We start from the raw sequence: 24,958 nt of genomic DNA, 5'->3' as shown, positions 1-24,958 counted from the left end.
TCTCGCCGGTCTCTCAACCCGCACGCGCGAGCACTTCCGCGGCCGATGCTGCATAACGATTGATGGGGAATGGCAATCCGAGATGGTCGCGCAGGGTTTTTCCTTCGTAGTCGTCGCGGAATAAATGACGTGCCTGCAGGATCGGGATCACCTTGTCGACGAAGTCATCAAAGGCAGTCGGCGTACCGCCCCTCAAAATGAAGCCGTCGGTAGCGCCGGCTTCGAACCATTGTTGCAGTCCGTCAGCAACGGTCTCGGCAGTGCCCAGGAACGTCGGAAGCGGCGTTGCCGCCTGCAGAGCAACCTGACGCAGCGTGAGGCCCAGCTCCCGGGCCTTGCGCTTGATCGTGTCCGTCGTGCTGCGGAAACTGTTTTGTCCGAGATCGCCAATATCCGGAAAAGGCTCGTCCAGCGGATACTGCGAGAAATCATAGTGCTCGAAATACCGTCCGAGATAGTCGAGCGCGTTCTCGACCGTCACCAGTTCCGCCGTTTCCCAGTATTTGCGTTCCGCGTCCTCCTGGCTGTCACCGACGATGACGCTGATGCCTTGAAAGAGGAGCAGGTCGTCCCCGCGACGACCGTTTTCCCGCAGCCGCTTTTTCACGTCCTGATAGAATTCGCGTGCCAGTTCGATCGTCTCCTGGCGGGTATAGATCGCGTCAGCCTCTGCCGATGCGAGCCACTTGCCATCTTCCGATGCACCAGCCTGGAAAACGATGGGGCGGCCTTGCGCTGAGCGGCCAACATTCAAAGGACCTTCGACGGAGAAATATTCGCCGCGATGATGAAGCGTATGCAGCTTTTCCGGATCGAAGAAGACGCCGGAATCCTTGTCCCGCAAAAAAGCGTCGTCTTCCCAGGAATCCCACAGGCCCTTGGTGACCTGAAGGAATTCCTTGGCAATACGATAACGTTTGCCGTGTTCGGGATGTTCGGCGCGGGAAAAATTCTTCGCCGAGCCTTCGAGCGGAGAGGTAACGACGTTCCACCCTGCTCTCCCCTCGCTGACATGATCCAGGCTCGAAAACTGGCGTGCAACGGTGAAGGGATCGCTATAGGAAGTCGAGAGCGTGGCGACCAGCCCTATATGCGAGGTTACCGCAGCCAGTCCTGACAAGAGCGTCAACGGCTCGAAACGGTTGAGGAAATGCGGAATGGACTTATGGTTGATATAGAGGCCGTCCGCGACGAACAGAAAGTCGAACTTTCCTTCCTCAGCCTTTTTGGCGAGCGCCTTGCAATAGCCGAAATTGATACTTGCATCGGCTATAGCATCCTTGTGACGCCAGGCCGCCATATTACCGGATGGCCCTTGAATAATTGCGCCGAGCTTGATCTGCCGGCTGCCCGTTGTGTTTTTCCCATTGCTCATCAGTGAACTCCTGTGATCATCATAAATGCCAAGGCCGGCCTCCGCCGGCCTCTTGCGGTGCAGCTCGCCTCAGGCAAGGGTGGGAATGGCCTCCAAAAGGGCCTGCGTGTAACTATGGAGCGGCGCCGCTAAGACCGCGCCGACATTTCCAGTCTCAACGATCCGCCCCTCCTTCATCACCACGACGCGGTCGGTAAGGTGGTGGACCACGCCGAGATCATGCGAGATGAACAGGAGCGATGTGCCGGACGCTGCCTGAAGCTCTGCGAGCAGATCGAGCACTTGCGCCTGTATGGAAACGTCAAGTGCGCTCACAGGCTCGTCGGCAACAAGTAATTTCGGACGCGGTGCAAAGGCACGGGCGATAGCGATCCTTTGCCTTTGCCCACCCGAAAGTTCCCGCGGATGGCGGGTCAGGAATGCAGGACCAAGGCGCACCGCGTCGAGGACCTCTAAAACCCTGCGCTTGCGCTCTGGACCAAAGATAGCGACCGAGTCCAGACTTTCACCGACGATCCTTTCCACCGTGTATCTCGGATCAAACGAACTCAGCGCATCCTGGGCAATCAGCTGGATTCCGGCACGATGTGTCCGCCGTTGTGCCTCGGTCAGATCGCTCCAGGGTCGCCCGTCGATCAGCACTCTGCCCGCGTCGGGCGCGACGAGGCCGAGCACGATCCTCGCAACCGTTGTCTTCCCGGACCCCGACTCGCCGACAATTCCAAGGGCTTCGCCCGCGGCCAGCTTGAATGAAACATCGTTGACGACCAATGATGATGAGACGCCGCTGCCATAGCGCTTGAACAGATGGTCGACCGTGAGCATTTTCCGCTGCGGATCGATCGATTTTGGCGGCAGGAGAATCCTCTGCCGTTCGGCACTCTTCGCCGTTGCAGCGACTTTTGTAGTGGCAGCCGGTACCCGCGCACCGTGATCATCACCCGCTGGCGCCAGCCGATAACCCCGGGAGCTGGCTGAGGGGATAGCGTCCAGTAATTGACGTGTATAGGGATGGCTTGGCGCCGAGAGGATTTCAGCCGTGGGCCCCTGCTCAACGACTTCGCCATTTCGCATAACCAGTACGCGATCGGCCAGCCGGGATACGATGGCGAGGTCATGGCTGATCAGCAGCAACGTGTTCCCGGCGCGCCGTCGCTCCGCCAACAGATCGAGAATTTGTTTCTGTACGGTTGCATCGAGCGCTGTTGTCGGCTCATCGGCAATCACAAGTGCTGGCGCCCGGGCAATCGCTGTCGCGATGAGCGCGCGCTGACGCAAGCCCCCAGAAAGCTGATGAGGGTATTGCGGCAGGCGCCGCGCAGGATCGGGAATGCCGACCGAGTTCAGCAGCGCCAGGCTTTCGCCGTGCAGGTCGCGACGCCTGAAAAAGCTTCCGCCGCCAATCGCATCCGATAATTGCTGACTGATGCGCCGCAGCGGGTCCAGCGAAACCAGCGCGTCCTGCAGCACGAAGCCGATCTTGTGACCTCGCTGCCGCCGCCAGTTCCGCTCGTGGAAATCGAGTGCGTTCTCTCCATCAATATCGAAAATGTCGGCGGTGAGTTTTGCGCCGGGCCCAGTCAGCCCGACAAGCGAACGGGCCGTCACCGACTTGCCGGAACCGGATTCGCCAACCAGTGCGACCGACTCACCACGATGAATGGTAAGATCGAGGCCGCGGACCACGTTGTTGGGCTCACCAGCCTTCGGAAAACCGATGGCGAGGTTGCGGATATGAATGAGTGGCGTCATCCTTGCCTCCTGCCTTCGAATGAAGCCTGCCAATGGCGCCCAAGCACGCTCACGGAAATCACCGTCAACGTGATGGCAACGCCGGGCCAGACACCAATCCACCAGGCGACACGCAGATAATTCCGGCCCTCGGCCAGCATGGCGCCCCATTCCGGGATGGGCGGTTGTGGACCCATGCCCAGAAAACTCAGGCCGGCAGCGCCAATGATGGCAGTCCCGAGACCGATTGTGGCAAGGATAGGAACCTGAGCCATTGCATGGGGCAGGATATGGCGCAGTACGAGCACCGTTGGCGTGAGACCGAAAGTCCTTGCCTGCTCGACATAGCCCGACTCGGCGATGACGAAGGTCTGGGCGCGCACCACCCTTGCAAAACGTGGAATGGACGCGACGCCGAGCGCAAAAATCAAGTTGAAGGTACCCGGTCCCGTGAAGGAAATCAGCACCAGCGCCAGCAGCAGGTCGGGAAACGCGGAAACGACATCGAGAAACCGCGTGATCGCCTCGTCGATGATTCCGCGGGCGAGCCCCGCGAACAGGCCAAGAATCGAACCCACGACCGCCGCGATCACCACGGCGCTGACACCGATCAGGATCGAATAGCGGGCGCCATGGATGACACGCGAAAAGACATCGCGGCCGAGTTGATCGGTGCCGAACCAATGGGCGGCACCGGGAGGCAACTGAGCCTGCAAAGGGTCGGCTGCAATTGGATCATAGGCGCTCAGGAGCTGCGGCCAGGCCGTCCCGATCGCAACGGCCAGAAGGAAGGCTACAGCAGCCAGCAGTCCGGGACGGCTAAAGGCCATGAGAAGGAAATGCCGGATGCCCGATGCCCGTGAAACTGTTGCCGAGACACTCATGTTAGCCTCCCTCTCATGTCCGTGCGCGCAGGCGCGGATCGAGCAGCAGATAGAGAGTATCCACCAATGTGCTGAGCACGACGTAGATGAACGCTGAAAGGATCGCCACAGCCAGAACGACGGGCAAATCCTTGCCAAGCACGGCATCGACGGTGATCTTTCCGAGACCTGGCCGGCCAAAGACCTGTTCGGTAATAACAGCCCCGGACAATAGATTGCCGATCAGCCAGCCGGTCAGCGTCACGGCCGGGAGTGCCGCATGACGCAAGCCGTGACGCAGCCGCAGTGTCAGCCCGTTAGCCCCCCAACTTCGAACGGTGAGCGCAAAAGGTTCTTCGAGCGCTCGTTCCAGCCCCTCACGCAGCACCTGCCCGATGACGGCACCGAGCGAAAGTCCGAGCGACAGCGCGGGGAGAACGAGGGCCGAGAACGTTCTGTCTCCGGCCACCGGAAACAGCTTCAGCGTGAAGGAGAAAACGAAAAGCAGGACGATGCCGAGCCAGAAGGACGGCGTCGAGACGAGCACCAGTTCCATTCCGCCAGCGATACGCCGTGGCCAGCGCAGCCCGGCGGTGGCCACGGCGCTTACAACAGCAAAGACGACAGCGACAACGAGAGCCGCTGCCGTCAGCTTGAGTGTCGGCAGTATCTGCGAAAGAACCAGCGTCGCAACATCGGTTTGCAGGATATATGAGCGTCCGAAATCTCCGTGCAGAACCCGCCAGAGATAGGAGAGGTATTGCGAAAAAAGCGGCTCGTCGAGACCCCATTCGGCGCGGATCGCCGCTTCGATCGCCGGCGTACGAAGCTGCTCTCCGATCAGCAGGCTGACAATGTCACCCGGCGCGACATGCAGGCTGATGAAGCTTAGCGTGATGGCAGCCCATAGGACGACGACGCCGGAACCGATGCGTCCGAGAACCTGCGAGAGCAGAGTGGTACGCATCTGCGAAAAATGCCGCGACACCGGGGAGACAGGCACCTGGCGGAGCGCGGTTACATTCTCAACATCCATTCTCTCTCTCTCCTCTGTCCCCTTCCACAGGTGCGGAAGGGGGTCGGTTCGGTTGGTTATTCGCTGCGCCAAATGTCGTAGGCGCTTTCCGGCAGTTGCTTGAATGGCCGGAAATTGATGCCCTTGACGTAGGATGCGGCGGCGATCTGATCTTCCGGTTCATAGAGCGGCAGCGCGTAGGCCTGATCGAGAATGGCGAAGCGTTGCAGCTTCGCGTAGAGAGCAAAGCGCTCTTTGACATCGAGCGTCGCAGCAGCGGCCTTTAGCCAGGTCCGGAGTTCCGGCGCGGCTGCGCGGCTGTAATTGATCGATCCGCCCTGATCGATCGGCAGATAGTGGTATTCGATATCGATTGCGTCTGTCGGCGTGTTCGAATTCGCGATGGAGCCGAACTCGCCGCTCTTGCGCCGGTCCGTATAGGTGCCTGCGTCCACATAGGAGATTGTCAGATCGATGCCCGCGTTCTGCCGCGCTTGCGCCTGCACGGCTTCGAGCAGCACGTTGCGCTGGTCGCGGACAGTTGCCTGCGCCTGAACAATCTCGACAGAAAGCCGCTTGCCATCCTTGATACGGAAACCTTCGGCATCGCGCCCGCTCCATCCCGCTTCGTCGAGCAACTGGTTGGCCAGCTTCGGATCGTTACCATAGGTGCCTTCGATGCTCTTGTCGTAGAACTGGGAATCGATCGGCGAGGTAATCCCCCACGCCCGCGTGCGTTCGCCGCGATAGACGGATTTAAGCACTGCGTCGACATCAACAGCTGCAAGCAGCGCCTTGCGTATTTTGACATCCTGCGTTGGGCCGAAGCTGACATTCAGAAACAGCGAATAGGGTGTCCCGGTATTCAGCGCATTCTGATAGGTGAAATCAGGATTATCCTTGAAGAGACCGGCATCATTGCCGGAGATGCCTTCGATCACATCAACCTGTCCCGACGTTAATGCACCTGTTCTGACCGAGGATTCCGGCAAAAAGCGATACGTGACCTCATCCAGATAAGCGGGACCCTGATGAGCTGCGGTCTTTGGTGCCCAGTTGTAGGCCGGGTTTTTGACGAAATGGATGTCCTGACCCTTCACGTAGCGCTTGAGAATGAACGGACCTGTCCCGGCGATTTCGGGGCCGCCCGATTTGAGCTGCCCGGAATCAAAGGCCTTGGGAGAGAGGATTTCGAGGCTTGCCGCGAAATCCAGAAAAGGCGCATAGACCTCGCTGAGTGTCAGCACTACGGTATGCGCATCCAGAGCCTTGGCGTCGGCTACCCGGGACACGGGCCCAGCGCTGGCACTGCCGGAATAGGCGGCATCCTTGAGCCTGGTGAAATTGGTCACAATGGCTGCGGCATCGAGCTTCTCGCCATCGGTGAAAGTCACGCCGTCGCGCAACGTGAAGGTGTAGGTCTTCCCGTCATCGGTGATACGGTACTCATTCGCCAGCCACGGCACATAACCGCCGTCCGCCGTGCGGGCGAGCAGCGATTCATAAGTATTGCGCAGCAGCAGCTTGGTCTTGTCCTGGCCGTTGAGTTGCGGATTGAGCGTTGCCGGATCGGTTTCCACCCCCCAGACTAGCGTCCCGCCCCTAATCGGCGCCGTGTCCGCGGCATGTGCCCCGGCTCCGAAAAGGGCTGTGGCGAATGCCGCGGCGAGCCTTAGAGAATATCGGCGGAAAAGCATGTTCATAATTAACCCCCATGATCACTGATGTTGAATTGATGGCGAGCGTAGGAACGGCGCATCAGCCGACTATCGCTCCACCCAAATGTCGTAGGCATTTTCCGGCAGATGCTTGAACGGGCGGAACCTCACCCCACGTACGTTTGCCGCAGCCGCGACCTGGTCTTCCGGTACGTACAGCGGCAGGCCGTAGGCCTGCTCAAGAATGGCAAAACGCTGAAGGTTGCTGTAAATGTCAGAGCGCTCCTTGTGGTCCAGAGTCGAAGCCGCTTCCTTGAGCCATGCCAACACCTCAGGAGCTTCCGTCCGGCTATAGTTGATCGAACCGCCCAAATCCCTTGGCAGATAGTGAAAGTAGATCGTTACCGCGTTTTCTTGCGTGGTGGTCGAATTGGGAATGGCGCCGTATTGGCCGCTCTTCTGGCGATCGGCATAGGTTCCCGCATCAACATAATTCAGAGCAAGATCGATACCGGCGTTCTGCCTCGCCTGTGCTTGTAACGCCTGAAGAAGTACATCACGCTGGTCGCGCAAGGTGGCCTGAGATTGCACAATCTCTATCGACAGCCGCTGCCCGTCTTTGCTCCGGAAGCCGTCTGCGTCTCGCGCTGTCCAGCCAGCTTCGTCCAGCAAACGATTGGCAAGCGTCGCATCGAAACCGTAGCTTCCTTCGATGCTCTTGTCGTAGAAATCCGTATCTGCCGGTGTCAGAACTCCCCATGCACGCGTGCGTTCGCCGCGGTAGACGGATTCAATTACCTTGTCGACATCGACTGCGGCCAGAACCGCCTTGCGAACCTTCACGTCCTTGGTCGGACCATGCGTGACGTTGAGATAAAGCGTATAAGGCGTGCCGGTGTTGATGGCGCTCTGATATGTGAAGTCCGGATTATCCTTGAAAAGACCCGCATCATTGCCGGAAATGCCTTCGATCACGTCAACCTGACCCGAAGTCAATGCACCGGTACGAACGGCGGATTCCGGCAGAAAGCGATAGGTGATCTCATCGAGATAGGCCGGCCCCTGGTGGCCTGCATTCGCGGGTGCCCAGTTATAGGCTGGATTCTTGACGAACCTAATTTCCTGTCCCTTTACGTACCGGTCGAGGATGAACGGCCCTGTACCAGCGATTTCGGGGCCTCCCGACTTCAGCTGTTGCGAGGCGAAGGCTTTCGGCGAAATAATCTCGATACCAGCCGCGCCGTCCAGGAAGGGTGAATAGATGGTGTCGAGCTTGAGAACGACAGTCCTCGGGTCGGGTGCCAGGGCCTCAACGACATGGGACACGTGCCCGGCACTGATGCTACCGGAATAGGTCGCCTCCTTGAGTTTCGTGAAGTTCAGCGCCACTGCAGCGGCGTCGAGCTTTTCGCCGTCGCTGAACGTTACGCCATCCCGAAGCGTGAAAGTATACGTCTTCCCCTCATCGGAAATCGTGTAATCGGTCGCAAGCCAGGGCACGTATCCGCCATCTGCGGTTCGCGCGAGCAGGGATTCATAGACATTACGCAGGATGAGCTTGGCCTTTGCCTGCCCGTTCAAATGAGGATTGAGCGTACTTGGCTCGCTCTCCACCCCCCAAGCCAGCGACCCCCCCGGGACGGGCGATAGACTGTCCTGCGCGTGTGCGCTTCGCACGCCGATGACGGCAGAAATTGCCAGGACGCTCGCTCCGCCGATCATCAAGCCTCTCCTCGTCACCATTTGCTAATCTCCTGAATCTCTTGAATGCCCTGATGGGCCGTCTTCTGGCGGGAGGATGTCTGGGGGACTGGCGTCGTCATTGCGCTTGCGCCAGATGAGGCTCGAAGCGCTCATATTCAGCCACTTCAAGGGTTTCGTAGATGCGCGGATTGAGGATCTTGCGGAGCAGGACCATTTCATCGCCGTCCTTGTTGCGCTTGTAGAAACCCTCATATCCCCGGCGCTCGTAGATACCCATCAGCCAGGGATGACGTGTTGCGGTCGCCAGATAGACGGCGGGAGCCTTGATCTGATCGCGCAAGAAATCCAACTCGACATGATCGAGCAGAGCACTGCCAATCGATTGCCGCTTGAGTTCGGGCGCGACTGCAAACCAATGGAGAAACGGATAGCTGGTCAGATGATTTTCACCCATCGGCCAGGGAAAGCGCACCGAGACGGTGGCTATGATCGTTGCATCTCGCTCGACCACGAAGGTCGTGTGCCGGTCGATTTTCTCGCGAACCAGATCAACATCGGCCGTGGCCGCGGTGAAGCGGATGTTCATCTCGCGTAGCGGCTGATATGCCGCTTGCAATAGCCTGTGCAGGTCTGGGGCATCTACGGCCGTAGCGATACGAATGGAATCACTCATTAAGACCAGTCTCCATCATTGCAGTACGGCGCTTACAATCAGGCAGCGGGAGCGTTGGGTGCCGAAGGCCGCTGACATGTATATTTATCGTTGTTTCAGTCATGTCAGGCCGCGACGGGAAAATGCGCATTAGCCAGAAGCTCAATCGAGGCGAGGCGCGCGCTTCGCTCCGTGACCGGGCAATCAAGGATAAATTCGCTAATGCCGTAGCGATGGTGCAGGCGATCCAATTCTTGTTGAACCCGTGCGGACGTCCCGCGCAAAACGCCCGGCATGCGTTCCTCTATTCGGTATTCGGAGAGCCCGGCTTGACGGACATATTCCTCCGCTAGTTCGAGGCTGCCGACGGTAACACCCTGCCCGTTTTCGACACTCACTTTGAATCGCCGTAAGTCGCCGGCAAGGCGTTCTGCTTCCGCATGCGCTTCTGCGACGATCACGCCAATCGCGAGGAGCGGTACATTTCCACCGCTCGCATCGTAGTAAGCTGTAAAGACCTGATCCAGTAGAGCCTCGTCGCCATTGAGATGGCTGGCATAGACGAAGTCCCAGCCGTAAGCGGCGGCAAGCTGCGCACTTTCGACACTGGCGCCCAGCAAAAAGCGTTCCACCGGGATCGCCGGAATAGGGTTGGCCTTCAGTGCGATCTCCGGACCGGATTTTACAGAGAGGAAGCCATCGAGTTCAGCAAGCTGCTGGCCAAATCCCGGCTTGCGGATTGGGTCATAGGAACCCTGCAGAGCATGCGTTGACAACGGGAGACCGCCTGGGGCTTTTCCGATGCCAAGGTCAACGCGGCCCGGTGCCAGGGTTGCAAGAAGGTTGAAATTTTCAGCAACCTTATAGGCGCTGTAATGCTGCAGCATAACGCCGCCAGACCCTATGCGAATGCGCGATGTATGCGCTAGAAGATGGGCGATCAACACTTCTGGTGATGAACTCGCCAACCTGTCATTGTTATGATGTTCCGCGACCCAGAAACGATGAAAGCCCCACCGTTCGCTTTTTTGCGCCAGCTTCACCGTGCGATCCAACGCTGCGAAAGCGGTCTCATTCTCGTCGATTGGGCTCTTGTCGAGCAAGCTCAGTGCGTAGGTCATAGGTTTTCCAAGTCAGCACCCTCCACGGGCCGACTTGCATCCGATACAAAATCCGTGGATTTACATAGGTATGGATTGCTAAATTCCCTGCAGGAGAAGGAAATGCGTTTTTTCCTTTGTCCTGGCGTCAACGACAGCGCCGGGCTTTGACGCGTAGACAACGTAATTCCCTATCTTCAGGAATGCGGTGTCTATAGACAGGATTACGGGCAGACCACTCTGCGCGAGCATCTTGGTCTCCGGTAACTGAACTGACGATCGCTCATGGCGGTGGACTGAGAAGCGGTCGCGCCTTCGTTATGGCGCAATGCCCTTCTTTATTTTCATGGAGAGCTCCCGCCTGAGCGGGCTGAGGTCTGACGGAAGCACGCGCTTCTTTTCACACGCCAGACCTCTTGGGAAGCGATACTCGCATTGGCGTATTGCTACCCTGCACATCTGCGTGCAGCCTAGACGTCAGCCCCGAGCTGGCTAGAAGCCTGGCGTTTCAACGACGATGACCCGGTGCCAAGCTTCATCATTTCTTAACCATACGGGGCGCGCAGCTTTGCCCTGCTGCCCCCACCCCGAAATTACCCAAGTCAGCACCCCAGCGTCAAAACTTCACCCGGCAGGGTAAACTCTAGGACCCCTTCCGTTCAGGCGCCCGACCACTGCGGTAACTGATTTAACTAAATATGCTCAATTGGCGGTCTATTGCTGAACAGCGTCGATACGACAAGAATTGCTTGAGTAACCGCGGAGCCGGCAATGCAACCCGATCCATTGCATACGAAAGATATGGTGATAATCGCAGTTCTCGTCGCAGTTGCGATTTTTGTATTCAGCGCAGCGCTATCTGCCATTGGCGAAGCGAAACCCAAATTTATTGCACCACCTGTCGTAGCTAGGAGCTAATTGAAACTTTGCGGACTCTCTAGATGTGGAGCATCAACAGGTTGTCCCGGTTAGACCGAGCCAACTGAGGGGTGTTTTTGATTTTAAGCTGCCGTGCCGCCGATGCCAATTATACATGTGTCCAGTTGGCAGATGCGATTTTCGATGCCCGATGAAGCATAGGGCGGGCATGGGCCCTTTCGCGCAGTGCCGTCTGGTTGATGCGCTCGGCCTTGCCATTGGTCTTGGGAGTATATGGTTTGGAGCGGATACGACCGTTATCCATGTCGATGTTGAATTGCAGTCCACGGATTGCAACAGACCGGCCCGTATCAGCTCCATATTGGCTACCGCAAGCTTGGCCACGCCGCCGACGAAGACGAAAGGCAGAGCCTGCGTTGTACCGTCCCACATGGTGAACAGATCGGTGAGCATCAGGATCTTGCTGTTCAGCACGCGGCGCCCGAATCGTAGATTTGGATGACCATGCCCGACTGAATGACGATGCCGCCGTTGATGCCCGAGCAAGGATATTGATCTGGAACGCCGGCGGGCGGCGGTATCTGCGCCTTAAAACTGATCGGACCGCCAGCCCAGGCGTTCCCGACGTAGCTTCGTGTTTTCACGTTGGCTCGGTATTGATGCTCAGGCCGATTACTCCAGCTCTTTGCATCGGCGATGGCGACTTATGGCGCCAATCGCTTTCGTTAGAGAGGGGCCACACCGAGCGCTCCGATTCGGCAATATAGACGATTGCCTCTGAGCGGAGCGAGCTTCCCTGAGCCTCAAAGAGCTAAGGATCAAGAATGAGTAATCGAGACTTTCGTTCCCGGATTGCCTGCGACGGTCGCAAACGTAGCATCGAGCTGTTTTGCCATGGCATCGACAATGCCCGTGCCCAAGCCGGGTTTTGAAAACTTAGGGTCGGAAGAAACTCCAACGCCGTCGTCACTTACCGACATCGACCATTTCGTGTCATCGGAACGATAGTCGACGACGATCTTACCGCTGCGATCGCCGGGAAATGCATGTTTGAGAGCATTGATCACCAGTTCGGTGACGATGAGTCCGAGGCTGACCGACACATTCGCCTTGGCGGCACTGTCATCGACCGTCACCTCAATCGAGAGCTTTTCGGGATCGTGAATCATTGAGGCCTCGAGGCTTTGGCAGAGCTGCGTGAAGTACGACCGGAGGTGAACGTCACCAAGTCTGGAGACCGCAAGCTGCTGTTGGACGGAGGCGATAGACAGCACCCGGCCGTGGGCTGATTGCAGGTGCGCGCGGGTTTCCTCGGACTGAACCGCTCGTGCGCTTTGCATGAGGATGCTGGCAATGATTTGCAGGCTGTTGGCAACCCGATGCTGGATTTCCTGCAAGAGAATGGCTTTTTCCCGCAAGAGGTCATCCTTGAGTTTTTCGGCAAGCCGGGCGTCGGTGACATCTGATACCGATAGAAGAAGCCGGACCTGGTCCGTATCTCCATATTGGAGTTTCTGTGCATTCAGCACGAGGCGACGCGGTTCTTGACCTTCACGGGTCAAGTCGATCTCGTAGGCGCGGATATCCGCGCGGCCTGAAGCAGTAGCCTGCAACAATGACGACAACCGCCGCAAATTCCATTCTCCGCTCCCGAGATCCATCAGTTTCCTGTTCGGAACCTGGCCCGGATCGATCTGAAACTCGTGGCAAAAGGATTCACTCGCGGCAATCACCACGAGGTCACCGTCAAGGAGAAGAAGCGGTGCATTGGATGATGCAACGACCGCCAGGGCAAGGCTCATACCACCTTCCGGCTGATCAATTGGGATAGTCATGAGAATTTGTCCTTGTGGGGACCGGAGGCTCGCGGTGCGAAAGCCTTCCCCGGGCATGGACGTTGCTCGCTCCATAGTCCGAGTGTACGCAAAGAGACAATAGCACAGACTTTATTCCCCGTGTTGCCTCATTTGATATCCGCATGAGAGTGAGGAGAAGTCGGCGTTCACTTGGCGGGTTAGGTCAGCATGCTTCGGGCTTCTTTCAGTTGACCGAGCCTGACACGACAGGCCGGTGAACGCTGATGTCATCGCAGCTTTAGTAAATCCGCCATTGCCTTAGGTTCGATCGGCCTGCTGAAATGGTACCCTTGCGCCTCGTCGCACCCATTGGCACGCAAGAACGCAAGTTGGTCTTCCGTCTCGACGCCTTCTGCAATCACCAACATGTTCAGGCGTTGTCCGAGCGAAATAACTGCAGATATGATGCTTCGGTCATCCTCGTCATGTGCAAGATTTCGCACGAACGACTGATCGATCTTGAGACGTGAAACGGGCAGGCTTTTTAGAGCACTAAGGCTGGAATACCCCGTTCCAAAATCATCGATGGCGAAATGAACCCCAAGCACTTGAAGTTCCTTCATGGTTGCAATGGCCTGATCGACATTGCGCATCAAAAGACTCTCGGTCAGTTCAAGCTCCAGGTACTCTGCTTCAAGGCCATTTTCTTCCAAGGCTCGGATTACCCGGCCCGGCCAGTCCTTTTCCTGAAACTGGCGGGCCGAGACATTGACGCTGACGCTGAGGTGCGCAAGCCCTGCATCCTGCCATGCTTTGTTTTGACGGCAGGCTTCATTCAGGACCCAGTCACCAAGCGGCACGATGAGGCCAGTTTCCTCCGCCAAAGATATAAATTGGGCCGGCGACAGGACACCGAGAACCGGATGCCTCCAGCGAACCAAAGCTTCAACGGCGAAGATGCGCCCAGAGCGAAGATCGACTTGTGGCTGATAGTCCAAATAGAATTCTGACCGGGCAATGCCTTTGCGGATCGCGTCCTGCATGGCAAAGCGTTCATGGGCTTTGGTGTTCATCTCAGGCGTAAAAAACTGGAAGCTGTCCCGCCCACCATTCTTTGCTTGGTACATTGCTGCATCGGCGTTCTTGAGCAATGTTTCCGCGTCGGAGCCATCCTGCGGAAAAGTGGCGACTCCCATGCTGCAGGTGATGTTAAATTCGTGACCTTCAATAGCAATCGGCTCGGTAACGGCTGCCATGAGCTTGTGCAGGATAATTGAGATCGCATCGGGGCTTGCCGCCAGATCGACCAGCAGGAGGACGAATTCATCGCCACCAAGTCGCACTACGGCATCGATCGGCCGCACGCAGTTTACCATTCGGGAGGCGACAATCTTCAGAAGTTCGTCGCCGGCCGTATGACCCAGCCTGTCGTTTACTGTTTTGAAGTTGTCGAGGTCCACAAAGACCACAGACACCCATGGATTATGGCGTTCCGTGCGCAACATTGCCTGGGTCAGACGATCCTTCAGCAGAATTCTGTTCGGCAAACCCGTCAAAGCGTCATGATGCGCCATGAAGCTTATCTGGTCTTCGGCCTGCTTGCGCTCGATCGCGATGGCGGCGATCCGGACAATCTTTTTTGTGAGCCGCCTTTCCAAGGAACCAGGCTTTCTCACCTTACCCGAATACATGGCAAAGGTGCCAAGAACATCGCCCTGATGCGACAGGATCGGTGTCGACCAGCAGGAACGCAGGCCATGGAGTTCAGCCAGTTCCCGATAGTCGACCCACAAGGGATCATTGGCGATATCAGTCACTACAACACTCTCGCGCCGATAAGCGGCGGTGCCGCAAGAGCCCACGTGTGGCCCGATCGCGATGCCATCAATGGCGCGGGAATAATCCGCAGGAAGGCTCGGCGCGGCCCCGTGCTTGAGATGGCACCCGCCGCTATCGAGCAAAAGAATGGATCCCAACACACCCTCAAGCTGTTCTTCGATCAGGCGCACTATCCTGTCGAGCACGTCTTCAAGAGGGGAATTCATTGCGATCATTTCGAGGACCAGCGTCTGACCGTCGCGGAGACGATTGGCATTTTTGCGGACCGTCACATCGCGAGATATTCCAACAAGCCCTATGATCTCCATTTTGTCGTTGTGCAGGACGAGTTTGGAGGTAGAGAGCCATTTTTTTAAACCGGTTACCGCGTCGGCGACCTCTTCCTCCATGTCGATGGACGGGCTGCCTGATTTGATTATTGCCTGCTCGACGGCCAAGAATTCTGACGCGACTGCATTCGGGTGCAGATCAAAATCCGTTTTGCCGATCAGCTCGCTGGGGTGGCTACAACCATGGATGCGCGCCACCGCTTGATTTACAATAACAAAGCGATGATCAAGATCCTTCACAAACAGGTAGTCGGGGACCTGATCGATCATCGCCCGCAGTAGATTTCGTTCCGCGGTCAACTTGGTGCTTGCCCGAATGCCGCCATGGTCTTGCGCTGCCATGTCCCCAATCGTCGCGGTTGAACGTTCGATTTGCGATTGATCGCTCTCTGAGTCGCAATGGCTGGCATCATCTTGGATTGATGGAGCGCGAATGAAAAGTCTCCGCAACCAGGGCATTTGCGTCTGGATATAATCATCGACCACGGGAACTATTCCCTGACGCCTGAACGCGTACGGCTCGTTTGTTGCAGTATCTCTGCACTAAAGCCCATGGTGCGCTCCCGGTCAGCCGCCAGCGATGCGATCAAGCCGACGTCGCGCTTTCCGTTGTTGAACAAGCGCATAACCTCTCGTGCCAAACGGCCCGTGTTTTGATTTTGACCGTCCGATGCATCAAGCATAAACGTAGCCTGTTCATAGGCTGATGCCATGATGTGCCAGTTCACCTTGCTGTAGGCATCCTTGGAAACGGATGTGAGAACTTCAAATGACATAGCTGCTCCCTTTGGGCGGGAGCTCGTCTGATCTCTCTAACGCCAGCGGCCGATTGAATGCCTGACGACCCGATCAGACTCCACTTATAAACCAAGCAAGTCAATTCAAACGAGAAAAACCAATGCCTTCCGCGACTTGTGGGTACACGGGCGAATAATCCAACAGACATGGATAACGATCTGTCGATAGCGGCACGCGACCGGATTCGCGCCATAAAGCCTAATACCGCTCGACTTTCGGCCGGTTTCGACCAATCGGAAGCACCAAAAATCGGCAGCCCGTCTCGACGCATCAGGTAGGTACTCGGCAAATCATTGCATCTTAATCACGCCTGCCGCGTTGTTCTTTCTCCGCACCGGCAATACTGCCATCATATGTTCGTTTGCTCTTCTACAGAGCAGCCAATACGGAGAAATTCAGACATGCAGCTTCCAAAAGGCGCGACAGTCGCTGTCGCAGACGGCGAAAAATTCAATCTCTTCCAAAATATTAGTGATGACGCAAATCTAAAACTAACTGCTCTTGCTGAAGCTGATGTCGATACTGAAAACAATAATGCGAGCGCTGGACGTAAAAGCAGTTCAGCAAATCCTGATCAAGGTCAAGCTGACGAGGATAATTTTGCCGCTGGAATTGCAGACATACTCAATCAGCAGGTCCTTAAGGGAAAGATCACGGGTCTTGTCATAATTGCAGCACCAAAAGCGCTTGGAGAGTTGCGAAAGCATTACCATAAGGAACTGGAGACAATCCTTCTGGGTGAGATTGCTAAAGACCTGACAGGGCATTCGATCCAAGATATCGAGAAAACGATCGGTTCCTCTTAAGCAGCAGCTAAGGTCGGCGGCGTCATCCACCCAGGTGACCCGATTCTTCCCATGGACGAGTGAAGCAACATGGCATCTCCACGTATCATCATGAGGCTTTCGGTAACTGCTAGCTGCACTGCACAAAATTTGTTTGCGCATTGCACAAATTTTAGCTATTAGCCTGCAGCTGATGCACACGATGGTCTCCTCCCAGTTCCATTGCATCAGCTGTTCCCCTCTGGAGGTTTTAACCTTCACACCTAAAGGGCCTCGGTTTTCCGATGGCCCTATTTTTTTCCTGGCGCATCTTCTACGGCGACGGCATAACCTGCTCGTTACCGCGGGCCCATCATCGAGAAATGTCCGAAACGTGCATACATATTTCGGGCGCAGCACTTGTTAGCAGCCCGTTCTGGGACGAGCACAAATGACGAAAGAGTTGAAATCTTCGCATGCCCTTATGGCCGCTGACGATAGAGGTCAGGAGCAGTTGCTACACAATACCGTGTAAATTGATTGCGGCCTTGTCGACGGCTTGATTCAATGGTGGCGCAAGGAGGCGCTACCATGAGTGATTTGATGCTGTTGTCCGAGGCGCAGATGCGCCGCATAGAGCCATACTTTCCGTTGTCGCGCGGGTATTCCGCGAGTGGTATGACGCCGACTGGTTTCGAGACGCCCTTGCCGAACGCAAGATCACCGCCTGCATTCCGTCAAGGGCCAACCAAACGCTCCCGATTCGACATGACCCTGTGCTCTACAAATAGCGCCACAAAATCGAAAACATGTTCGGAGGACTGGCGTCGTATTCACACCCGATATGACCGCTGCGCCCACACCTTTTTCTCAAGCATCTGCATTGCAGCAGCCGTCATCTTCTGGCTCTGATCAGTGAGTCCTGACCCTAGTCATTTGTGGACTTCCCCCTCGACTCGTATTTCCGAGATATTCCAGGCGAAGCAGCATTTCGAGTGACGGCTTGCCGTCGCCGCATTTGTCGGGGTAAGTGTTCCAAACCATTCAGCAAACGCTTTGTCGGCACCGCGGCGCCTGACGCGCCCACTGGCAGCGTAGGCGAGGTGACGTGACTTCCGTTCCGCCTGCGAAAGTGACCCATCGAGACGAATGAGCAGCTCGAAATCGTTATTCGTCAACTTCAACGTCTCCCTCTTCAAATCTTCACCGCGATCCATTGGCTCGTCCCAAAACTGCTTCAATCTAAGGCGCTCAGGCTACGGCCCGTAGGACGCGCGCATATATGGTGATACTTATAATATGCCTTAAAGTATATATTCAATATCCAATGATACGTGGCTATGCTCCTATGATCATGATTCATCATAGTGATGGACAAGATCGACGCTCATGCACTTCGTAAGATTCTGGCCCGCAACATGCGGATCCGGCGGGCGGAGCTGGATATCACTCAGGAGGAGGTCGCCTTGCGGACGGGGTTGACTCAAGCCTACCTCAGCGGCATTGAGCGAGAGAAACGAAACGTCTCCCTGGACAACATTCAAAAAATCGCCACGGCTCTCGAGACAACTGGGTCGGCGTTGCTCCACATCCGTTAGGAACATCGGTGAGGCGCGATCGTTCTGCAAGCGCCCTAACCAAGCCTTCGAGACGAACGGAGTTGAACTCGCGACTTGCATTTTCAAAGCATAAGGCGCCTGCAAAATACGCGCTGATTCCGGGTTTGTTCAAACTCACAGCGTGCATAACCTTTCCTTTAAAACTTTCGACTCTAGACTGACGAATTGCGGCATCGAGTGCTTGATACGCTCATCAAGCGATTTCACGGTCTCGGCAAGGACGGCGAACACCTCACGCGCCGCTTGCGGAAAATCACTCCCGGGGTCCTTCACCTGTTCAATGAGCTTGGCGATATGAGCGGGGCCTTGGACGACCAGCCCGTATTCGGCCAGATGACCCGTGATGGCAAAACGATTGGTGATACCGCCGCCTCAAAGAACACATACGAATCCGGAACGCTTTACCGATTGCCAGAAGGCAATCGAGGATCAACTGTTGAACTGCTGGGCGCGGCGGGTGATGCCGGTTGGAGAAATTCCGAGATCATCGCAGCGATCATTGCGGTCGCGGAAAAAAACCCAGCTGGCGCAAGACAAATTCGTCGGTCCGTCCGTTGATTTATATCTAAAGAAATTCATGAAGGAGCGTGACCGAGCGGGTCGTTTACTGACGCGGATATCAGCCTGTAAACGCGTCGTCTGCCGATTTCCGCCCGTAGGCAACTGGGTGATTTGCTCTGTCGGTATTCAGCGGTGCTTGGCTTTGCGGGCAGCATAGCGTCGATCGCGTTCCGCCTTCCGTTCGGCTTCATCGGTAAGAATGCGTGCGATGCGATCTCTTGCGTCAGCTTCGCGTGCGTCGGCCTCCGCTGAGGCGGCACGAGCGATGGCGTCAGCCTCTGCAGTCCGACGAGCGAGGTCTTCCTGCACTGATCGTTCCCGATCTGCTCGTCTGGCTTCACGTGCCGCGGCAATTGCTTCCCGTTCAGTGCGTTTGGCAATCATATCAGGGTCACTCGGTTTTGGCGCGGCCCCGAACTTCTTTAGAAGCTGCTCCTTCGCCTGCGCTGCGGCTGCACGGCGTTCACTCAATTCTTTGAGGTTTTTCAAACGATAGTCGTCCTATGGGTGTATGCAATGGTTTTTGCTTCTAAAACCGATTGCCGATGAAAAAGGCCAGGCACGAGCCCAGCCTTTGTTTGTATTTGGCCATCGCCGTGGCCATTCCAAGGCCGCCGCTGATTACGCAGCGCTCAACTGATCTGCTGACAACTTACCTCGTCCAGATAAGGCTTGCCATCTTGCCAGTAGTTTTGATTGCGACGGTAAACATTGACGCCCGCCGGATTCAGGCCGTCTGCTACAAAAGGACCGGTGCCCAACGGCTTGTCAAAGGTCGAAAAGCCCTCCGGGAAGATGTAGAATCGGTCCTGCGCCAGCAACAGAGGGAAGTCTGCATCGGGGCGCGAGAGAACAAACCGCAGTGTATAAGGATCGTCCTCGACAATTTCGGTGATATGTTCGAGAAGGACGCGGAGCGGAGATTGTGACGCCGGGTCGCGAAGACGGTTCAACGAATAGGTGACATCCTTTGCCGTCAGGCTCTTGCCGTTGTGGAACTCGACACCGCGACGCAGTTTGAAAACCCATCCATCGACCTTGTTGTTGACCGGTTCCCTGCTCTCGGCCAGCATCGGAACGGTGTTGAGGCGGCTGTCGACGCCCACCAATGTTTCTCCGACCATCGCGTAGGCAAAGTAAACGCTGAAGGACGCGACTTTGGTGGGGTCGAGTAGCGAAGACGATGCAGTCTCCTGCAACATGATTCGTAGGCGACCGCCCTTGGTCGGCGTGGAACTTGTTGCGCGAGACTTGGTCGGGCGATCGCCGCAAGAGCGGAGGCACCGAGTGAGATGTTGAACGTGCGGCGGGAAATAGGATGATTGAGCATTGCCGAATCCATTATTTGAGGAGACTTTGCATGCGCGCGTTTAGCTGACTTGATCTGTTGCATTGCCGGGGCGCTGGACAACTCGTATACACGAGTTGTCGTGACAGACGCATGACAGAGAGGGTAATTTATGAGCTCACGCCCGTCCGGGACGTCAGAACAACCCCGTTGGAAGACGATCGTCGAGACCTTGCATCGCGAGATTCTCGAAGGCGAGTTCGATGAGGAAGGGCGACTGCCAGCCGACACGAAAATCGCCGAACGCTTTGGGGTCAGTCGTATGACCTCGCGCAAGGCGCTCGCAATCCTTCAGAACAAAGGACTCATCCGGATAGAGCACGGCCGCGGCGCATTCATCGAAAGCGATGTCCTCGAATATCGCATGGCCTCACGCATTACATTCCCTCAGAATGTTCGGGCCAACAACCAGCTGCCAAGCCGAAAGCTGATCTCCGCCGAGAGCAGGTCGGCTGACGGATGGGTGTGTTCCTGCCTCGATCTTGCTCCCGGAACAACCGTACTGGCCGTTCAGCTAATCGCGGAAGGCAACGGTCGACCGGTGGCATTCAGCACCAATTTCCTGGATTTGCCCAGGTTTTCGGGTTTCGTGGAGGCGATGGGCCAAGAGGCGGATGTCGAATCCGCCTTGGCGAAATTTGGATTTGCCTCTTTGTGGCCCGGCACTGCCAAGGTGATCGCGCGAATGCCGACAGAAGAGGAGTCCAAACTTCTTGATCAATCCCTGTCGAGACCGGTTGTCGAGAAGAAAGCCGTGGAAATGGACGAGAAGGGCAGACCTGTTTGGTGCCATGTGACCTGCTACGCTGCGGACCGGATTCAGTTCGTTTTCGATGGTGCAGAGCCAGGCAAATAGGCTGGCATTCTAACCAGCTGCGAAGACATCGATCGCGATTTGGCGAATCGCTTTTGCCGAGAAGATCGCGGCAAAAACTCAATCTCAGTTTCAAGCCGAGCCTTCCGGAAAACCGCCTAAGACTTCTCACACAGTCTGCGGGAGATTTGCGACAACGACGTTCGTCAGCATTCGGCCCCGAAGCAGACTTTGAAACTAAAGCTTAATGCAGGATCTGCCCGAGAAACTTCCTAGTGCGCTCGTGCTGGGGAGCGTCGAAGAACGCCGAAGGCTTGTTTTGTTCGACGACGCTTCCCCCATCCATGAATATGACTCTGTCCGCCACCTGGCGGGCAAACCCCATCTCGTGGGTAACGCAGATCCTCCTGCTTGTGGTGTATTCCTTCAGTGATCGTCAGCCTCCGCCCGGCGACACACCGGCGGCGATCGCAACAAGGTTGCTTGTCAGCGCCTTTCCTTTAGCCTCCGGGCGGCCCGGGTTGTCGATGGCGACAATCTCCGGTCCTGTGACTGAAACGCCGGGGCTACGCGCCAGAAAGCCTGTGTGGAATAGTCGAGAAAGCTGTCCCTGCCCGCCGCGGTGGGACCTACGATGAGGAGGAGTGTTCCGCGATCTGCACCGGCGCAGATCATCCCGTTGCCTTCATCTGTTCTCGTGTCCAAAGAGGAAACCGCGTTCGCGCCAGAAAATCGCCTCCTGGATTGTCCTGAACGAACAACGTCAGCGCGTCGATGTAAAAGTCTTCTGCAAGCAGCAGCGGGTCGAACATCGCCTTGAGCTGTTCGCCTACTGCCTCACGCCGGCTGGCTTGCACCGGTCCGGTCAGGGTCATGTGGAAGCGGAAGCGATCGAATACATACGGATAGCCCCACAGGACCAGATTGGTAGTCTCGACGTCATCGAGGTCGGAGCGGAGGTGGCGTTGAAGCTCGGCTTCGTTCAACGGTGCTCGGAACTCGTCTAGGTCGCCTACCGCCCGCGAGGCGAGCCCACCGGAAAATGGCGTGCCGGTGCTCGGGACAAGCGCAAAGAAATTACCGACCCGCGCAACACTCAGAGGGCCGATTGGGCAGATTGGCCGCTTGGCGCAGAAACTGCGGACGGCGGCCTCAAGTTCTTCGGCTGTGCGATCTTCGCGCAAACGGAACGGCGCCTTGATAGTCGCGTGGAAGCCGTAGCGTCTCGGCTCAGCGGTCAGCGCCTGATCACAGCCTGATGCTTGGCTAGACTCATCGCAGTTGTGGGAAAATGCACTGCGGCCCAGCCATCGCGATGCGACGCGGGTCAACGCATGATCAGGCGGAGGGGTATAATAGAGGGCGTATCTCATTCAGAGTATTCTTGTCCGCGGGTCTGGGTATGGAGCTGAAAGATGCGGGCTCGCGTCGTCAGGACAACCCATCGCATCCGGGGGCGACGCAGAAATCCAATTCAGACTTACTGACGATGCGAAGAACATTTGCGGCAGTGGCAGTAGTCAGCACTTCTACGCTGGAGAGCGAATTGGTGTTGACGAGACAGTTAACTCGCGAATGCGCGGTAAAGCGGCATTGAACCGATGGACTACCTCCTTCGCCAATGTCTTGGTCATGAGGACGCCCGGCTTAAATTGAAGGATCCGCGTGTCGAGCGACGAGAAGATCGCCCAGATGCCATGTTCGTAGAGGGCTTTCGACGCGTGAACCGCGCCGTCGGGATGGTTGAATTCCACCCCGATGACCACGCCCTTTTGTCGTAGCCCGCAAATGACATCCCCATGGGTCTGGATCATTTCGGCGAACGCGTCGGCAAAAAAACGCGTCAGGAAGTTAACGTTGGCCAGAACGTTCGGTCGGGCAAGGATCTCGAGAACCTTCAGCGCAACGATGCAGCCGACCTCCGAACCGCCCGTTGTCGATATATGCGCCGCACCGTCCTCTTCCATCCATGCGCCGGAGCGTTCGGTCAGCATTGTTGCCGCGAAGGGATAAACGCCGCCGCTGAGACCCTTTGCACTTACAAAAATGTCGGGCTGGACGCCAAAGGTTTGCCACCCCCACATCTGCCCGGTGCGCATAAGACCAGTCTGCACTTCGTCTGCTATATAAAGCGCTCCATGGCGTTTGCAGAGTTCCTTCACCGCGCGATTGTAGCCGTCATTGGGCATCGGAAATCCGTACGTCGCAGGAATAGTCTCTATGATCACAGCAGCCACATCTCTTGAAGACAGTGCCTGCTCCATCGCCTCCAGATCGTTGAACGGGACCTGCATAAACTCGTCCGGACGATCCGATAGAAATATCTTCGAGAAGCGTGCATCACCGGTTGCGACGGATAGGCCGGAATGGCCGTGATAGCCCTTGATGATCGATACGATCTTGCGACGCTTGGTGGCGTAGCGTGCCGATTTGATCGCAACGTCGATCGCCTCTGCGCCGCCCGGCGAGAAGAAGGCATAGTCGAAACCCGGACTGACCTTCACCAACGCCTCAGCCAGCGCCGCTCGTGGCATCGACGGAAACCAATGATTTCCGATGTCGAAGTGATCGAGCGCAGACTTCAGCGCTTCGACAATCTCAGGATTTCGATGGCCGAAGTTGAACGTCCCTCCATTGACATGGAGGTCGATCAGCCGGCGGCCATCCATGTCAAAGATTTCGTAGCCTTCGCGCTTATCGATGACGAGATCGATACCGGCATCACGCCAGAAGCGGGTCTTGCCAGGATTCCAGTATCGGCTCGACTTTTCGAGGACCTCCTCCTTCGAAGAGAACTTGAACATTCCATAATCGAACATGTGATCTTCAGCAGGCGAGCTCATAGTATGGAAAATCCCATGGCTTCGCCGTCTCTCTTGTCCACCGGCAACCCCAATATGGAAGTCAGAGCCGGATAAAAATCCTCCGCGGCCGCGGATTCGACCGTTCTCTGGGAGATGCCGGCGCCATAGAAGATGGCGAACCGATCGTCGGCAGGCGTGCCGGGGCGCAGTCCGTGCGAGGAGATATAGCGGGGCCGGCCAATAGGACTTCTGCCATCATTGTTGCTCGGCGAGCTTTCGAAGCTGTGGCGATGTGGTGCCGCATAGGCGGCTATTGAGGACCTCACCCCCGCTGGAACATGGTCGTTACCGATGTATTCGGCGCCAAACTCCTCCAAGCGGGAGGTAATCTCGTCGCGGTGTGCTTCGTTCTGCACCACGACGTGCAGGGTTGCACCCTCGGATTGGCAAAGCACGCCTGGCAGGGCGATATCGGTGAAAATCGCCGTCTCGATCGGGCTATGACCGTGGTCGCTCGCCACGGCGATGACATATTCGTCCAGCCTTCCGGCGCGTTCGAGCCGCTGGTGCAACTCGCCGACCAGCAAATCGGCCATCGCCAGCGACCAATGCGAAACCTCACTCTCGTAGCCGAAGTAATGCTGAATTACATCCGGCATCTCGATCTCGGTGAGAATGAGATCCGGCGGCGTGTCGGAGCAGGCAAGATCGGCAACGTCCCGCATGATCTGCTGGTCGCAGGCGATCCCAAGCAGATGCTGCAATCCCGGCTCGTCTTCAGCGATCCCCCCATTGCTGACCGGTATGGTCGCGTTGTGCCCATCCCTTCCGCGCGGAACGAGAAGACGGGAAACCGAACCCGGATTGAGGACCTTGACGAACCGGCTTCCTTCGATAAAGTCGCGCAACCACCATGGCGCCTCGTAAATATCGGTGTCGTCTGGGTCCACCATTGCATGGCCGATGCAGGCAACCTTCAGACCCGCCTCACGGGCGCGACGGGCAATGGTCGGCGCCAGCACATCGTCCGGCCTTGCGACGCGGAAATTCGTGCCGTCGAAGATGTAGTTTCCGAAGATCCCGTGCTCCTGTGAGGGTTTTCCCGTGATCATGCTGGTCCGCCCTGGTAAGGAGGTGCCCGGCACCGGGCAGGACATCCGCCGAACAAGCGTTCCGCTCTGCGCCAGGCCGCTCAAATACGGCAATCGCTGAGCTTGCGTTTCAAAGTAGTCGGCACTCATGCCGTCGATAAGGATCGCGATCAGCTTTCGTTTTTGTTGCATGAATTTGGCTCCATTGGTGAACAGAA

General features: G+C 56.7%; 23 protein-coding genes and 2 pseudogenes. 5 read left to right on the top strand and 20 right to left on the bottom strand.

Features of this window, described 5'->3' with window-relative positions; all coding sequences use genetic code 11:
- Positions 1-13: 13 nt before the first annotated feature.
- The 14 genes and pseudogenes from BLM14_RS26575 to BLM14_RS26520 form a co-directional block, all read right to left on the bottom strand.
- Positions 14-1,375: an LLM class flavin-dependent oxidoreductase gene (locus BLM14_RS26575; RefSeq protein ID WP_100003081.1), complete on the bottom strand. Its 1,362-nt coding sequence runs from the start codon at positions 1,373-1,375 to the stop codon at positions 14-16.
- A 69-nt stretch (positions 1,376-1,444) separates the two neighbouring features.
- Positions 1,445-3,127 (bottom strand): dipeptide ABC transporter ATP-binding protein, encoded by a 1,683-nt coding sequence (locus BLM14_RS26570; protein ID WP_100003080.1) that lies wholly within the window; start codon positions 3,125-3,127, stop codon positions 1,445-1,447.
- Positions 3,124-3,990, bottom strand: coding sequence for an ABC transporter permease (locus BLM14_RS26565; RefSeq protein WP_100003079.1), 867 nt, complete (start codon positions 3,988-3,990; stop codon positions 3,124-3,126). Before BLM14_RS26565 ends, BLM14_RS26570 begins: the two co-directional genes overlap by 4 nt.
- 13 nt (positions 3,991-4,003) lie before the next feature.
- On the bottom strand, positions 4,004-4,936 hold the full coding sequence (locus BLM14_RS26560) for an ABC transporter permease (protein ID WP_418314284.1): 933 nt from the start codon (positions 4,934-4,936) through the stop codon (positions 4,004-4,006).
- 125 nt (positions 4,937-5,061) lie between these two features.
- Entirely contained in the window at positions 5,062-6,681 is a 1,620-nt protein-coding gene (locus tag BLM14_RS26555; protein WP_100003410.1) for an ABC transporter substrate-binding protein, read from the bottom strand.
- 69 nt (positions 6,682-6,750) lie between these two features.
- Entirely contained in the window at positions 6,751-8,385 is a 1,635-nt protein-coding gene (locus tag BLM14_RS26550) for an ABC transporter substrate-binding protein (protein ID WP_100003077.1), read from the bottom strand.
- Positions 8,386-8,461: 76 nt separating this feature from the next.
- On the bottom strand, positions 8,462-9,019 hold the full coding sequence (locus BLM14_RS26545) for a GNAT family N-acetyltransferase (protein ID WP_100003076.1): 558 nt from the start codon (positions 9,017-9,019) through the stop codon (positions 8,462-8,464).
- A gap of 104 nt (positions 9,020-9,123) precedes the next feature.
- Positions 9,124-10,119 carry an LLM class flavin-dependent oxidoreductase gene (locus BLM14_RS26540; protein WP_100003075.1) on the bottom strand — a complete coding sequence of 332 codons (996 nt, stop codon included), beginning with the start codon at positions 10,117-10,119 and terminating at the stop codon, positions 9,124-9,126.
- Between the two features lie 78 nt (positions 10,120-10,197).
- Positions 10,198-10,350, bottom strand: a complete 153-nt coding sequence (locus BLM14_RS31335) for a hypothetical protein (protein ID WP_157929613.1) — start codon at positions 10,348-10,350, stop codon at positions 10,198-10,200.
- A gap of 685 nt (positions 10,351-11,035) precedes the next feature.
- Positions 11,036-11,281, bottom strand: a pseudogene (locus tag BLM14_RS26535) (integrase core domain-containing protein); the annotation flags it as partial.
- Between the two features lie 163 nt (positions 11,282-11,444).
- On the bottom strand, positions 11,445-11,621 hold the full coding sequence (locus tag BLM14_RS31330; protein ID WP_157929612.1) for a hypothetical protein: 177 nt from the start codon (positions 11,619-11,621) through the stop codon (positions 11,445-11,447).
- 174 nt (positions 11,622-11,795) lie between these two features.
- Positions 11,796-12,812: a sensor histidine kinase gene (locus BLM14_RS26530; protein WP_100003074.1), complete on the bottom strand. Its 1,017-nt coding sequence runs from the start codon at positions 12,810-12,812 to the stop codon at positions 11,796-11,798.
- Positions 12,813-13,060: 248 nt separating this feature from the next.
- Positions 13,061-15,400, bottom strand: a complete 2,340-nt coding sequence (locus BLM14_RS26525; RefSeq protein WP_100003409.1) for an EAL domain-containing protein — start codon at positions 15,398-15,400, stop codon at positions 13,061-13,063.
- Positions 15,401-15,432: 32 nt separating this feature from the next.
- Positions 15,433-15,717: a hypothetical protein gene (locus BLM14_RS26520; RefSeq protein WP_100003073.1), complete on the bottom strand. Its 285-nt coding sequence runs from the start codon at positions 15,715-15,717 to the stop codon at positions 15,433-15,435.
- A gap of 423 nt (positions 15,718-16,140) precedes the next feature.
- On the opposite strand from BLM14_RS26520, the gene BLM14_RS26515 reads away from it, so the two are divergent.
- The 4 genes from BLM14_RS26515 (at position 16,141) to BLM14_RS26490 (ending at position 18,680) form a co-directional block, all read left to right on the top strand.
- Complete coding sequence (locus tag BLM14_RS26515) at positions 16,141-16,545, top strand: host attachment family protein (RefSeq protein ID WP_100003072.1); 405 nt, start codon at positions 16,141-16,143, stop codon at positions 16,543-16,545.
- A gap of 549 nt (positions 16,546-17,094) precedes the next feature.
- A complete protein-coding gene (locus tag BLM14_RS31605) occupies positions 17,095-17,415 on the top strand; it encodes a hypothetical protein (protein ID WP_204252056.1) in 321 nt (106 codons plus the stop codon).
- Between the two features lie 458 nt (positions 17,416-17,873).
- Positions 17,874-18,101 (top strand): helix-turn-helix domain-containing protein, encoded by a 228-nt coding sequence (locus tag BLM14_RS26495; protein WP_100003069.1) that lies wholly within the window; start codon positions 17,874-17,876, stop codon positions 18,099-18,101.
- A 327-nt stretch (positions 18,102-18,428) separates the two neighbouring features.
- Entirely contained in the window at positions 18,429-18,680 is a 252-nt protein-coding gene (locus BLM14_RS26490; RefSeq protein ID WP_133123905.1) for a hypothetical protein, read from the top strand.
- A gap of 129 nt (positions 18,681-18,809) precedes the next feature.
- Here the strand turns inward: BLM14_RS26490 and BLM14_RS26485 are convergent, their stop codons facing one another.
- The gene (locus BLM14_RS26485; RefSeq protein WP_100003067.1) at positions 18,810-19,172 is read right to left on the bottom strand and encodes a DUF6481 family protein; all 363 of its coding nucleotides are present in this window, start codon (positions 19,170-19,172) and stop codon (positions 18,810-18,812) included.
- A gap of 143 nt (positions 19,173-19,315) precedes the next feature.
- A complete protein-coding gene (locus tag BLM14_RS26480) occupies positions 19,316-19,885 on the bottom strand; it encodes an ABC transporter substrate-binding protein (protein WP_100003066.1) in 570 nt (189 codons plus the stop codon).
- A gap of 258 nt (positions 19,886-20,143) precedes the next feature.
- Between BLM14_RS26480 and phnF the strand changes: the two genes are divergently transcribed.
- Positions 20,144-20,887, top strand: a complete 744-nt coding sequence (phnF, locus tag BLM14_RS26475; RefSeq protein WP_100003065.1) for a phosphonate metabolism transcriptional regulator PhnF — start codon at positions 20,144-20,146, stop codon at positions 20,885-20,887.
- Between the two features lie 202 nt (positions 20,888-21,089).
- Here phnF and BLM14_RS26470 read toward each other — a convergent pair.
- The 4 genes and pseudogenes from BLM14_RS26470 to BLM14_RS26455 all read right to left on the bottom strand — a co-directional run.
- Positions 21,090-21,248, bottom strand: a pseudogene (locus BLM14_RS26470) (amino acid ABC transporter ATP-binding protein); the annotation flags it as partial.
- Positions 21,249-21,516: 268 nt separating this feature from the next.
- Positions 21,517-22,218, bottom strand: coding sequence for a DUF1045 domain-containing protein (locus BLM14_RS26465; protein ID WP_100003064.1), 702 nt, complete (start codon positions 22,216-22,218; stop codon positions 21,517-21,519).
- A gap of 156 nt (positions 22,219-22,374) precedes the next feature.
- Positions 22,375-23,664, bottom strand: coding sequence for a class-III pyridoxal-phosphate-dependent aminotransferase (locus BLM14_RS26460; protein ID WP_100003063.1), 1,290 nt, complete (start codon positions 23,662-23,664; stop codon positions 22,375-22,377).
- Positions 23,665-23,684: 20 nt separating this feature from the next.
- Positions 23,685-24,932 carry an alkaline phosphatase family protein gene (locus tag BLM14_RS26455; RefSeq protein ID WP_100003062.1) on the bottom strand — a complete coding sequence of 416 codons (1,248 nt, stop codon included), beginning with the start codon at positions 24,930-24,932 and terminating at the stop codon, positions 23,685-23,687.
- Positions 24,933-24,958: the final 26 nt, after the last annotated feature.

The organism is Phyllobacterium zundukense (genome assembly GCF_002764115.1).
Lineage (GTDB): Bacteria > Pseudomonadota > Alphaproteobacteria > Rhizobiales > Rhizobiaceae > Phyllobacterium > Phyllobacterium zundukense.
This window is presented reverse-complemented; position numbering and strand designations above follow the sequence as displayed.

Bases quoted from the DNA above. Each gene is read 5' to 3' on its own strand.
- BLM14_RS31335 (WP_157929613.1), bottom strand. From the start codon at position 10,350: ATGCTCGCGCAGAGTGGTCTGCCCGTAATCCTGTCTATAGACACCGCA.
- BLM14_RS31605 (WP_204252056.1), top strand. From the start codon at position 17,095: ATGAGTGATTTGATGCTGTTGTCCGAGGCGCAGATGCGCCGCATAGAG.
- BLM14_RS26460 (WP_100003063.1), bottom strand. From the start codon at position 23,664: ATGTTCGATTATGGAATGTTCAAGTTCTCTTCGAAGGAGGAGGTCCTC.
- BLM14_RS26465 (WP_100003064.1), bottom strand. From the start codon at position 22,218: ATGAGATACGCCCTCTATTATACCCCTCCGCCTGATCATGCGTTGACC.
- BLM14_RS26520 (WP_100003073.1), bottom strand. From the start codon at position 15,717: ATGTCATTTGAAGTTCTCACATCCGTTTCCAAGGATGCCTACAGCAAG.
- BLM14_RS26530 (WP_100003074.1), bottom strand. From the start codon at position 12,812: ATGACTATCCCAATTGATCAGCCGGAAGGTGGTATGAGCCTTGCCCTG.
- phnF (WP_100003065.1), top strand. From the start codon at position 20,144: ATGAGCTCACGCCCGTCCGGGACGTCAGAACAACCCCGTTGGAAGACG.
- BLM14_RS26480 (WP_100003066.1), bottom strand. From the start codon at position 19,885: ATGTTGCAGGAGACTGCATCGTCTTCGCTACTCGACCCCACCAAAGTC.
- BLM14_RS26565 (WP_100003079.1), bottom strand. From the start codon at position 3,990: ATGAGTGTCTCGGCAACAGTTTCACGGGCATCGGGCATCCGGCATTTC.
- BLM14_RS26555 (WP_100003410.1), bottom strand. From the start codon at position 6,681: ATGCTTTTCCGCCGATATTCTCTAAGGCTCGCCGCGGCATTCGCCACA.
- BLM14_RS26455 (WP_100003062.1), bottom strand. From the start codon at position 24,932: ATGCAACAAAAACGAAAGCTGATCGCGATCCTTATCGACGGCATGAGT.
- BLM14_RS26495 (WP_100003069.1), top strand. From the start codon at position 17,874: ATGGACAAGATCGACGCTCATGCACTTCGTAAGATTCTGGCCCGCAAC.
- BLM14_RS26570 (WP_100003080.1), bottom strand. From the start codon at position 3,127: ATGACGCCACTCATTCATATCCGCAACCTCGCCATCGGTTTTCCGAAG.
- BLM14_RS26515 (WP_100003072.1), top strand. From the start codon at position 16,141: ATGCAGCTTCCAAAAGGCGCGACAGTCGCTGTCGCAGACGGCGAAAAA.
- BLM14_RS26525 (WP_100003409.1), bottom strand. From the start codon at position 15,400: ATGCCCTGGTTGCGGAGACTTTTCATTCGCGCTCCATCAATCCAAGAT.
- BLM14_RS26540 (WP_100003075.1), bottom strand. From the start codon at position 10,119: ATGACCTACGCACTGAGCTTGCTCGACAAGAGCCCAATCGACGAGAAT.
- BLM14_RS26545 (WP_100003076.1), bottom strand. From the start codon at position 9,019: ATGAGTGATTCCATTCGTATCGCTACGGCCGTAGATGCCCCAGACCTG.
- BLM14_RS26560 (WP_418314284.1), bottom strand. From the start codon at position 4,936: ATGCGTACCACTCTGCTCTCGCAGGTTCTCGGACGCATCGGTTCCGGC.
- BLM14_RS26550 (WP_100003077.1), bottom strand. From the start codon at position 8,385: ATGGTGACGAGGAGAGGCTTGATGATCGGCGGAGCGAGCGTCCTGGCA.
- BLM14_RS26575 (WP_100003081.1), bottom strand. From the start codon at position 1,375: ATGAGCAATGGGAAAAACACAACGGGCAGCCGGCAGATCAAGCTCGGC.